The organism is Staphylococcus sp. 510 (genome assembly GCF_057219715.1).
Map to the genome: position 1 here is coordinate 1 of NZ_JBXVVK010000023.1, position 11597 is coordinate 11597.

Here is an 11597-nt window from a genome sequence, read left to right on the forward strand (position 1 = left end):
TTTTTCATAGCACGCCTCCAATTACAAATTGGACATAATTTTGATTTACAAAACCATGTCTTATGTAACTTCAAATAACCTTCATCAGTTGGCTTGAATTCTAAGACGTTACCACATTGTTTTACGTTAAAAGCCTTTTTAATTTTTAAAATTTCCAGTATATCTGCATAACTTACATTATCAATTTTCTTTTCTCTCCATGGGCGTTGTTTCCCACTTTTCGTCATATCTTTTAGTGTTTTATTATCTTGATTTTCGTCTATATATTTTGTATGATTATCTTGCATATAAAAAGACCTCCAGTATTTGATTTTAGCTCGACACTTTAATCTTATTACTGGAGTTTTTTTATGTCAAATTTTATTTTATACACCAAAAACCATTAAAAACACTGTCAAATCAACGTTAAAACGATATTTTGAAAAAGAACGTTATTTCTATATAGTATCAAGACAAGAAGAAACTCGTTTCAAAAACCCTCCTGATTTTTAGAGAAAAACTCTCTTATTTCATCGTCTTTAATAAAATAATATGCCATCTTTCCATCTTTATAAAAATCAAGTACCTCATTTTTATATAAAAGCCTTAAATGATGTGAAGTTGAAGCAACACTCATTTTCAATATCAAAGAAATATCACAAACACACAACTCATCTTCTTTAATCAAAGATAATATGATTTTCAATTTCTTCTCATCACAAATTTTTTCTAAAATATTAAGTAATTTCTTAGATTTATCATCTTCTAAAAAACTTAAAGCATTGTTAACTTTATCCTCATGTACACAGATCACATCACAAGCATTTTCATAACTCATATAAAATCACACCTAAATTAAAATATAAATCCTAAAATTGTTTGAATAGTGTCATTTTCAATAATAATAAATAAACCTAAAGCTATATAAATAACAGCCATAATCCAACGACTAAATTTCTCAACAATTTCTCCAACTCCTGGAATATTAGCTAATTTTTGTGCAGTAAAAACCAAGAAGAAAATTAAAATTAAAAAGACAAACAGAGTAATTAATAAATTAGTAACACTTAATGTCACAAAATACGGAACAAATAAACCAATATTATCAGCACCACAACTTGCTATCGTAACAATTGCAACCGTACCAACTAATTTAGACAATCCTTTTTCATTCAATTCTTTTTTAGCTCTCTTTTCTCCTTCACAATCATCATAAATAGCCACTTTAATTCCAAGATAAATTGGTATTAAACCCAATAAACCTAATATCCACTTCTCTGGAACATAATTTAATACAAAAGCTAAAAACAAACTAACTAATATTAAAATAATAGACCCTAAATATTGACCAACATAAATATCTCTATATTCTTTTCTAGTCTTTGCTCTAGCAAAAAATATTAATAAAATCACTAATAAGTCTACTGCTGTCGCAATATAAAGAATAGCAGCAGTTACAATAGTCTGAATCATAATTACACCTCATTCAAAAATATTTTTGAATGTATTATAACTTATGTTTTCAAATAATCATAGATGCTTTATTCCAATTGCTTTATTGACGTTGAGCCTCGGAACCCTTAACAATCCCAAAACTTGTCGAATGGTCGGCTTAATAGCTCACGCTATGCCGACATTCGTCTCCAAGTTTAGTTAAGGGTTCTTCTCAACGCACAATAAATTTTCTCGGCATAAATGCGTGGTCTATTTCTTATTCTCGTCTTGATAATCATATTTTTCTGCTATCTCATCAAAATCATCATCTTTATAAAAAAGAAAAAGTAAGCAATAACTCCAATCGGAATACCTAAAAATGGTGTAGTAAAAGTACTAAATATTACACACATTAAAATTAACCAAAACAAATCTTCTAAAGACCATTTTTTATTTAATAAATCATTCACAATCTGTTTGATAGTCATAAAAATAAAACACTCCTTTTTAGCAAACTTTATCACAAGAACTATTTAAATTTTAAATGCCTTTATTTTGAATTTTAAGGGGGTATTTTAAAGATTTAGGGGTAAATCATATAGTTTTATGCCTAAAAACCTACAGAAGCTTTTAAAAAGCAAATATGAGCCAAATAAATATATTCTAATTCCATAAACAAAAATTTGAGCAAAACCAGTTGCGAAATTTTTAGACACTGCCCATCTACATGCAAACTAAAATTTTGCATAAAATGGCTCAAAAAATTATCAACTTTTTTAGTTCGTGCAAGGACAATTTCTTTCAAAAAAGCACCAAATTTTAAATTGGCTCTAAATTCTTTGTAAGAGCATAAGGGAAATTTGCATACATTTAAAAATGTATGGTCTGGCGAATCCAGACATTTCAAGGGATACAGCGATTTTAAAAAGGTATGAATTTTTTGCGTTTTGTACCCCGATTGTACCCAGGTTGTACCCCTATATATTGTGTCTGTACCCAGTTTGTACCCAGCCATTTTTAACGTATTTTCAACAAAAAAACGCTAGCTTTAATAAGCTAACGTTACAAATTTTTTAAGAAATAATTTTGTTTTTCAAAATTCCAAATTGCTGTGATTGAATGTGCTTTTTCTTCTTCGTCTGTTGTTTTATCTTCGTCACTTGTATTAATCAAATTACCATCTTCGGCATCGTCTAAATTTAAAATTTTATGTTTTTGTTTAAGCAATCCACCATAACTCAACATACGTTTTCGGTATAAACCTTTTTCTAAATCATTTACGATTTCTTGATTTTTTTCGTCATCATCAGTTAAATAATCAGATGACTTAACCGAGTATTTTGAAGTCTCTTTGATTGCTGTAAGCTCATTTGAATTATTCGTTAAAGATATTGTACTTATGTACATTTTGACGACGCATATTAAGTGCATGTATTTCTTCAAGTTCAGCTTTAATCGATTGCATCAAATAACCCTGCATAGCTTCAACTGTTTCATTTTTCTGTAGTAACATCGCTTTAAACCGTTTTAAGACACTGACAAGTTCAAACTCCACGTCTTCTAAACGGTAATATGTATCATGTGTGTTATTAAAAGACTTTTTCCCTTTAAGTAAAACACTTTTAATAATACGAATCTCTCTAATTTCAAAATTACTTAAATAGTCTTTGATCTGACTTGGTAATTCTTCAAGTACTTGGAATTTTAAAGCATCATTATTAAATTCAGTATTTTGGTGATTTGTATGATACGAATGATTATTAGTTGTAGAAATATTGTTAGGTGTATCATTCAGATCATTCGTATCATTGTTCTCAGTTTCTATATAATCAGTATTACTAAATTCAGTATCATTAGGGTCTAAGTTTTGGGATTCTGGAGTCCCATCATTTGGGATTCTGGAGTCCCATTGTTTGGGATTCTGGAGTCCCATTATTTGGGAGTCCTTGATATTACTCGATTCGTCATCGTTCGAAGTACTATTTTGTATTTCTTTTTCAATAGTTATATTCGTTTCTATTTCATGAAGATATAGTTTGTTCGGTCGATTAAACCCGGTTTTAACTTGTTCCAGTAAACCAACCTCTTGTAACTCTTTTTTTATTTTAGTTATTGTATTTTTACTTTTATCTAACACTTCTTGAAGATTTTCATTAGTAAAAATAAAGTATATATCTCCATTTTGATCTATCCAATTATTTTTAATAGATAAACTAACTCTATCATTAAGAATTGCATAGGTAACTTTAGCACTATCACTTAGCTTTTTATATTTTTCGTTGATAAATAAAACTTTATGTAGCATATAGAAATTTTGATTGGCTTGATTTTTTATATTTTTTCTAGGCATAATAAAAACCCCTTTCCTATTAAAATTTTGGATAGAGGTAATAAAACATTACAAGAACACATAAATTTTCTGCTTGCACTTTGATGATATAGTTGTATATAATACAGATATCAAAAGATTTATAAACGTGCTGCAACGTTTTATCACCAACCCCCGACTATTACCAGTAGTTGGGGTTTTGTCATGTTAAGGTTATTATATCACTTTGAACAACCTTATAAAAGGGAAAATGCAGGATTGTCAAAGGTTTATAAAGGGTTTATAAACCTTTGACAAAAACCATCAACCCTTTATGAACCTTTGATGAAACGATTGATGGGAACTGTTTTTTAATATTGTAATTACTTTATTATCAAGCTTTATGAGTTTATACTATTTTATAAAAGGTTGATAAACATTTTATAAAGGGTTGATGATATGAGAAGCGTGAAAGCTTTAAGTGAAGAATTAGAAGTTAGTAAGCAAACAATTTTTAATAATATTAAAAGATTGAATATAGAAACAATAAAACAGGAAAACACTTCGTTTATTAAAGAAGATAGCGACATAGAAAAAATAGTTCAAAGAGTAAATGAAAATAAGAAGAAATATGGATTTGAAAATGTTGCTCAAAGTAAACAAAAAAAAGCCCCAGATAATATTGATGTTGAATCTAAAACTGATGCTCAAATAGTGGAGATTCTTAAAAACCAGATTGATACTTTGAATAATCAAATTGAAAAGCAAGAAAGTCGTCATGAAACAACAATTGAATTTTACAGAAAAGAGTTGCAAGAAAGGTCGAAATTGCTTGAAAATCAACAAGTATTAGCTTTAGAAAGTAATAAAAAGATTCAAAAATTAGAGAATCAATTAGAGGAAGAAAGACAGCTTAATTATTCTTTTGATACATCTTCTAATGATAGACAAAACGTTAATGCGCAAGAAGCAACATTTACCGAAGAATCTAAAGATAATAATCAACAACAAGAGGAAAATCAAACAACAGATAAAGATATAGATCCTAAAGTTATATTTGAAGAGAATAGGAATGAAGATATAAATCAATCAACTAATGCGAAGGAAAATGAACGAGTTGAAAAACAAGATCCTAATACTAATGATGAGGTCGAACGACCATCTAAAAAGGGATTTTGGAGTCGCTTGTTTGGTAACTAATTCTATTAAAAAGACACAAGAAGTTTATAAACTTCTTGTGTCTTTTTATGTGGATTGAACTTCTGATAATCATCACTTATGTTAATAAATGATGTAAATTCTTTTATATGTTTTTCTGATAATGTGATATATTGAAATAAATAGTAATCAATAAAGGATGGGTCGCAATTGGCATATCAGAGTGAGTTTTCCTTAGAGAAGGAAATGATGAATCAATTAAAAGAAAATGGATATGAAATCGTAACAATTAGAAACGATAAACAACTATTAGATAACTTCCGTTCTATATTAAATGAACGTCACAAAGATAAATTAAATGGCCAACCATTAACAGATAAAGAATTTCAGCGCTTATTAACCATGATTAATGGTAAAGGAATATTTGAAAGTGCACGTATCCTGCGCGATAAATTACCATTAAAACGTGATGATGAATCAGAAGTATATTTATCATTTTTAGATACAGTGAATTGGTGCCAAAACAAATTCCAAGTGACGAACCAAGTGTCGGTTGAAGATACATATAAAGCTAGATATGACGTGACAATCCTTATTAATGGGCTACCCCTTGTCCAAGTGGAACTCAAACGTCGTGGCGTAGATATCAATGAAGCATTTAACCAAGTGATGCGTTATCGTAAACAAAATTACACAGGTCTGTTCCGTTATATTCAAATGTTCATTATTAGTAACGGGATAGAAACACGTTATATCTCTAATAATGATGGTGAAATTTATAAGAGTCATATGTTTTATTGGAGTGATAAAAATAATAAACGTATTAACACACTCAATGATTTTACCGAAATATTTTTAAGACCGTGTCACATAGCGAAAATGATTTCACGTTACATGATTATTAATGAAACAGATAAAGTGTTAATGGCATTGCGTCCGTACCAAGTACATGCTGTAGAATCATTGATACATCAAGCAACAGAAACATCAAACAACGGTTATATTTGGCATACAACTGGCAGTGGTAAAACTTTAACATCATTTAAATCCAGCCAGGTATTATCAGAACAAGAAAATATTAAAAAGGTTATCTTCCTAGTAGATCGTAAAGATTTAGACAGTCAAACGGAAGAAGAATTTAACAAATTCTCAAAAGGCGCCGTGGATAAAACGAACAATACATCACAATTAGTCCGTCAATTGAATGATAAAAGCTTACCACTCATTGTTACGACGATACAAAAGATGTCTAAAGCTATTCAAAACAATGCGGACGCTTTAGAACAATACAAAACAGATAAAGTCGTATTTATCATCGATGAATGTCATCGTAGCCAATTTGGTGATATGCATCGTATTATCCGTCAACACTTTAATAATGCGCAATACTTTGGATTTACTGGTACACCCCGTTTTGAAGAAAATAAAAGCCAAGACGGGCGTAGCACGGCAGATATTTTTGGTAGATGCCTCCATACGTATTTAATTAAAGATGCGATTCATGATGGTAACGTGTTAGGATTCTCTGTTGATTATATTAATACAATTAAAGAAAATACCATTGAAAATGAAATAGATGATATGGTCGAAGATATTAATAAAGATGAGGTATGGATGTCAGATGATCGTATCGAGTTGATTGTCAGACACATCATTGAAAATCACGATAAATACACACGTGATCGACAGTATTCAAGTGTCTTAACGGTACAAAGTATTTCTGCATTAATTAAATATTACCAGGCCTTTAACAAGGTTAATCAAGAATATGATTGTCCGTTAAAAGTGGCAGGTATTTACTCGTTTGGTCCAAATGAAGAAACAAAAGAAACAGAGGATGAAGTACCACCAACAACGGCACGTGAACATTTAGACCACATGATGAAAGACTATAACGCGAATTTCGACACTAATTTCACAACTGATACTTTCCAAGAATACTTTAATCATGTGTCTAAAAATGTGAAAAAAGGTGTTAAAGATAATAAAATCGATGTCTTAATTGTCGTTAATATGTTCCTAACAGGTTTCGACAGTAAAGTATTGAATACATTATATGTAGATAAGAACCTCAAATATCATGACTTAATTCAAGCATATTCACGTACTAACCGTGTTGAAAAGGAAACGAAGCCTTTCGGTAAAATCGTGAACTATCGAGACTTAAAGAAAGCTACTGACAATGCATTACAATTATTCTCACAAACAGAAGATACTGATCGTGTATTAATGAAGAGTTATGAAGAATACAAAGCTGAATTCGTTGATGCTTTGGCAGAACTAAAAGCGATTGCGCCATCCCCACAACATATGGATGATGTACAAGATGAAGAGGAACTGAAAGCCTTTGTCGAAGCCTATCGCTTATTATCTAAACTTGTATTAAGAATGAAGGCATTTGATGAATTTGAATTTACGTCTTCAAGTGTCGGTATGGAAGAACAAGATTTTGAAGATTATAAGAGTAAGTACTTTACGATTTATGACCAAGTAAAACCACTAAAAAACGATAAAAATAAAGTATCAATTTTAAATGATATTGATTTTGAAATTGAAATTCTACGTAACGATACGATTAACGTGTCTTACATTATGGATTTAGTGCGTAAAATTGACTTAACAGATAAAGCAGAACAACAACGTAACCGTGAACAAATTAGACGTATTTTAGATACAGCAGATGATCCTAAATTACGATTGAAACGTGATTTAATTAAGGAATTCATGGATAAGATTATTCCGGATTTATCAGAAGATGAGAATCTTGACGAAGCATATATCACCTTTGAAAATGCGAAAAAAGAAGAGGAATTTAATGATTTCGCAGGTCAAAAATCCATTGATGAAGACATGTTGAAAAACATTACAAGCGAATTTGAATATAGCGGCATTCTTAATAACGATAAAGTTAAAGATTTAGTATCTGGTATGAAACTTCGTGAAAAGAGACAAACGAAAGCAGCAGTCGCATCATTTGTCGAAGAAGTCACAGAAAAATATAGTTAATCAAAAGGTTATATACAAAATAATCACTAATGGGGGAAGGACACATTGTCTATTACAGAAAAACAACGTCAACAACAACAGGAATTGCATAAGCGTTTATGGTCTATTGCGAACGATTTACGAGGTAACATGGATGCGAGTGAATTCCGTAATTATATTTTAGGTTTAATCTTCTATCGTTTCTTATCTGAAAAGGCAGAAGCCGAAGTCGCAGAAGCGTTATCTGATGAAGAGATAACGTACGAAGAAGCATGGAAAGACGAGGAATATAGAGAAGATCTTAAAGAAGAATTGATTGAAAATGTTGGTTATTATATCGAACCACAAGATTTGTTTAGCAGTATGGTTAAAGAAATTGAAAATCAACGCTTTGATATTGAACATTTATCACAAGCGATCCGTAAAGTTGAAACATCAACATTAGGACAGGACAGTGAAGAAGACTTTGTTGGCTTGTTTAGTGATATGGACTTAAGTTCGACTCGATTAGGAAATACGGTAAAAGATAGAACAGCTTTAATCGGGAAAGTGATGGTGCATTTATCAGAACTGCCATTTGTACATAGTGATATGGAAATCGATATGTTAGGTGACGCTTATGAATTCTTAATTGGTCGTTTTGCGGCAAATGCAGGTAAAAAAGCAGGTGAATTCTATACACCACAACAAGTATCTAAAATTTTAGCGAAAATCGTTACACAAGGTAAAGATAAATTAAGAAATGTCTATGACCCTACGTGTGGATCGGGTTCATTACTATTACGTGTAGGTAAAGAAACGAAAGTGTATCGTTATAATGGCCAAGAGCGTAACAATACAACATATAACTTAGCTCGAATGAATATGTTGTTGCATGATGTTCGTTATGAAAACTTTGATATTCAAAATGGGGATACATTAGAAAATCCAGCGTTTATGGATGAAAAATTTGATGCTGTTGTGGCTAATCCACCGTATAGTGCTCATTGGTCGGCTGATAGTAAATTTAATGACGATGAACGTTTTAGTAATTACGGTAAGTTAGCTCCTGTAAAAAAAGCGGATTATGCCTTTGTTCAACATATGATTCATTATTTAGATGACGAAGGTACGATGGCTGTCGTTTTACCACATGGTGTCCTATTCCGTTCCCAAGCTGAAGGTGTAATTCGTCGATACCTCATTGAAGAAAAAAATTATTTAGATGCTGTGATTGGTTTACCAAATAATTTATTTTTTGGCACACCAATATCAACATGTATTTTAGTGTTTAAAAAATGTCGTGAAATTGATGATAATGTGTTATTTATCGATGCATCGCAATCATTTGAAAAAGGTAAAAATCAAAATCATCTTACAGATGACGATGTAAATAAAATTGTCGACACATACAGCAAGAGAGAAACGATAGATAAATATAGTTATGTCGCATCATTAGATGACATTAAAGACAATGACTACAACTTAAATATCCCTAGGTATGTTGATACATTTGAAGAAGAAGAATCTATTGACCTAGACCAAGTCCAACAAGACCTCAAAGATATTGATAAAGAAATCGCAGACGTTGAATCAAAAATCAATGAGTACCTGAAAGAACTGGGAGTGTTGAAAGATGAGTAATGAAAATAGAAACGTTCCTGAATTGAGATTTCCTGGATTTGAAGATGAGTGGAAAAATAATGAGCTTGGTAAATTATTATCTATAATTTCAGGTCACTCACCTTCTTATTATAGTGAAGGTTCTGAATATCCATTATATAAAGTGAATGATTTAAATAATAATAGTAAATTTCAGAATTACTCGGATTTGTATGTGGAAAAAAAACATACTCCTTTAAATAAAAAAGTAATAATTTTTCCTAAAAGAGGAGCTGCTATATTACTTAATAAAATAAGAATTATAAATACTCCTGGCTACATTGATACAAATCTTATGGGACTCGAATTTAACGATGTAAATGACACTGAATTTTATTATTATGCCATATTAAGAGAAGGTCTCTATAGGATAGCGGATACATCTACTATTCCCCAAATTAACAATAAACATATTTTACCTTATAAAATTTATTCGCCTAGCTATATTGAAAAAAATAAATTAGGTAATTTTTTTAGCAAACTCGATCAACAAATCGAATTGGAAGAACAGAAATTAGCGAAATTAGAAGAACAGAAAAAGGGATATATGCAAAAGATTTTCTCACAAGAAATGCGATTTAAAGATGAAAATGGAAATGATTATCCTGATTGGGAAGAAACAACTTTAAAGAACATAACAAATTATATTAGTTCTAAAAAAAGTTCTAATCAGTACAATGAAAGAAACAACTCTAAAGGTTATCCAGTATATGACGCAATTCAAGAAATTGGAAAAGATTTACAATATGATATGGAAGAACCATATATTTCTATTCTAAAAGACGGGGCTGGAGCTGGACGGTTAAATTTAAGAGCTGGTAAGTCATCAGTAATAGGCACTATGGGGTATATACAAGCAAATAATGTAGATATTCAATTTTTATATTATCGAATGAAATTACTTAACTTTAGAAAATTTATTATTGGTAGCACTATACCACATTTATATTACAAAGATTATTCTAAAGAAAAAATACTAATACCAACAAGTAACGATGAACAAAAGAAGATTGGTCATTTTATATTAAACATCGATAAACTGATAGATAATAAAACTTTAAAATTAGATTATTTAAAGCAACGTAAACAAGGCTTACTACAAAGAATGTTTGTCTGATTCTTATAAACACTTATTATGTTAACTAAACCAAAAGGCACAAACACTTTCATATCAGTGTTTGTGCCTTTATGTCCGGATTATAGGTTATACAACTTTTATACATACCCTTAACCACACGTTTTCATGCATTTTCATCAATAACACTTTTGTATCTTTATTCAGTTCTCAAGCGTCTAAAAAAATAGACAATTCAATTCCGTCTATTTTTTAGACACCGATTGTTTTACTAGTTGTTTAGTACTGAATACTAATACTGCAATTAAAATATTGATAATACCAGGAATTAAAAATACTAAACCAATGAAACTACAAATAAAATCAACAAACGATATTAAATGAGCTAGATGTATACATAAAACACCTAAAGCCACAAAAAATAAACCACCTAAAAGTGGGGATAAAAGTAATAGATAGTTATCGAAACTGTTAGCGACTTCTTTATTTGTTTTTTTATTAAAAAATAAGAGTGTTACAGGCAAGAGTAAAAGTGTCATTTCAAATAATAAGTCGGAATTTAAATGAATCGCAAATCCATAGCCTCTAAAGTAATTTCTAAATATGATACATAACATAATTATAAATATTGAAAAATCAAATTCTCTACTGCTAATTTCATCTAAATCAAAGAAATTCAATTTAATACGTTTCATCATATCATCCTTTCTATTAATAATTTATAATAGAAAGGCACTTCCGTGCACAAAGGAGGTGTGCATATGGCGTTAACGATACTCTCACTTGTTGGAACATTTATCTTATCTGTTATTGCTGGTGTAGTTGCGAACTACATTACAAATAACCTAAAAAGATAAATAAAAAAAACCCCACTTTGCTTTGGTCGGCAGTGGGGTTTTGACATATGGCGAACCATACTTCACTTGTTACCTTCAGTATACATCAGCAGATACTATTTGTAAAAATTCATCTACTTTTATTATTCTTCCCAATCGGTTTGGAGCTGTTTTAAAAAGG

At 30.4% G+C, this 11597-nt stretch carries 9 protein-coding genes and 3 pseudogenes; 4 read left to right on the forward strand and 8 right to left on the reverse strand.

The window, feature by feature from the left end; genetic code table 11:
* From AC2D8K_RS11925 to AC2D8K_RS11955, 7 genes and pseudogenes are all read right to left on the reverse strand, one after another.
* Window positions 1-287: pseudogene (locus AC2D8K_RS11925) on the reverse strand (protein rep); the annotation flags it as partial.
* A gap of 182 nt (window positions 288-469) precedes the next feature.
* The gene (locus AC2D8K_RS11930; protein ID WP_002508637.1) at window positions 470-817 is read right to left on the reverse strand and encodes an ArsR/SmtB family transcription factor; all 348 of its coding nucleotides are present in this window, start codon (window positions 815-817) and stop codon (window positions 470-472) included.
* Window positions 818-834: 17 nt separating this feature from the next.
* On the reverse strand, window positions 835-1452 hold the full coding sequence (gene cadD / locus AC2D8K_RS11935) for a cadmium resistance transporter CadD (protein WP_069854643.1): 618 nt from the start codon (window positions 1450-1452) through the stop codon (window positions 835-837).
* Between the two features lie 231 nt (window positions 1453-1683).
* Window positions 1684-1901 (reverse strand): annotated as a pseudogene (locus AC2D8K_RS11940) (VraH family peptide resistance protein).
* A gap of 122 nt (window positions 1902-2023) precedes the next feature.
* Window positions 2024-2428 (reverse strand): hypothetical protein, encoded by a 405-nt coding sequence (locus AC2D8K_RS11945; RefSeq protein WP_484698769.1) that lies wholly within the window; start codon window positions 2426-2428, stop codon window positions 2024-2026.
* Window positions 2429-2475: 47 nt separating this feature from the next.
* Window positions 2476-2772, reverse strand: a pseudogene (locus AC2D8K_RS11950) (protein rep); the annotation flags it as partial.
* Window positions 2773-2788: 16 nt separating this feature from the next.
* Window positions 2789-3763, reverse strand: a complete 975-nt coding sequence (locus tag AC2D8K_RS11955; protein ID WP_002451758.1) for a replication initiator protein A — start codon at window positions 3761-3763, stop codon at window positions 2789-2791.
* A gap of 417 nt (window positions 3764-4180) precedes the next feature.
* Between AC2D8K_RS11955 and AC2D8K_RS11960 the strand changes: the two genes are divergently transcribed.
* The 4 genes from AC2D8K_RS11960 to AC2D8K_RS11975 all read left to right on the forward strand — a co-directional run bounded on the left by AC2D8K_RS11960 (window position 4181) and on the right by AC2D8K_RS11975 (window position 10622).
* Entirely contained in the window at window positions 4181-4921 is a 741-nt protein-coding gene (locus AC2D8K_RS11960) for a DUF536 domain-containing protein (protein WP_002451757.1), read from the forward strand.
* Between the two features lie 168 nt (window positions 4922-5089).
* A complete protein-coding gene (locus AC2D8K_RS11965) occupies window positions 5090-7885 on the forward strand; it encodes a type I restriction endonuclease subunit R (RefSeq protein WP_002451756.1) in 2796 nt (931 codons plus the stop codon).
* A gap of 45 nt (window positions 7886-7930) precedes the next feature.
* Window positions 7931-9487 carry a type I restriction-modification system subunit M gene (locus AC2D8K_RS11970; RefSeq protein WP_002451755.1) on the forward strand — a complete coding sequence of 519 codons (1557 nt, stop codon included), beginning with the start codon at window positions 7931-7933 and terminating at the stop codon, window positions 9485-9487.
* The gene (locus AC2D8K_RS11975) at window positions 9480-10622 is read left to right on the forward strand and encodes a restriction endonuclease subunit S (protein WP_002451754.1); all 1143 of its coding nucleotides are present in this window, start codon (window positions 9480-9482) and stop codon (window positions 10620-10622) included. Before AC2D8K_RS11970 ends, AC2D8K_RS11975 begins: the two co-directional genes overlap by 8 nt.
* 203 nt (window positions 10623-10825) lie before the next feature.
* Here AC2D8K_RS11975 and AC2D8K_RS11980 read toward each other — a convergent pair whose 3' ends face one another.
* Window positions 10826-11275: a hypothetical protein gene (locus AC2D8K_RS11980; protein WP_484698774.1), complete on the reverse strand. Its 450-nt coding sequence runs from the start codon at window positions 11273-11275 to the stop codon at window positions 10826-10828.
* Between the last annotated feature and the right edge of the window lie 322 nt (window positions 11276-11597).

Excerpts from the sequence above, each read along its gene's own strand:
- AC2D8K_RS11945 (WP_484698769.1), bottom strand. The coding sequence starts at position 2,428 with ATGGCTGGGTACAAACTGGGTACAGACACAATATATAGGGGTACAACC.
- AC2D8K_RS11930 (WP_002508637.1), bottom strand. The coding sequence starts at position 817 with ATGAGTTATGAAAATGCTTGTGATGTGATCTGTGTACATGAGGATAAA.
- AC2D8K_RS11960 (WP_002451757.1), top strand. The coding sequence starts at position 4,181 with ATGAGAAGCGTGAAAGCTTTAAGTGAAGAATTAGAAGTTAGTAAGCAA.
- AC2D8K_RS11955 (WP_002451758.1), bottom strand. The coding sequence starts at position 3,763 with ATGCCTAGAAAAAATATAAAAAATCAAGCCAATCAAAATTTCTATATG.
- AC2D8K_RS11980 (WP_484698774.1), bottom strand. The coding sequence starts at position 11,275 with ATGAAACGTATTAAATTGAATTTCTTTGATTTAGATGAAATTAGCAGT.
- cadD (WP_069854643.1), bottom strand. The coding sequence starts at position 1,452 with ATGATTCAGACTATTGTAACTGCTGCTATTCTTTATATTGCGACAGCA.
- AC2D8K_RS11975 (WP_002451754.1), top strand. The coding sequence starts at position 9,480 with ATGAGTAATGAAAATAGAAACGTTCCTGAATTGAGATTTCCTGGATTT.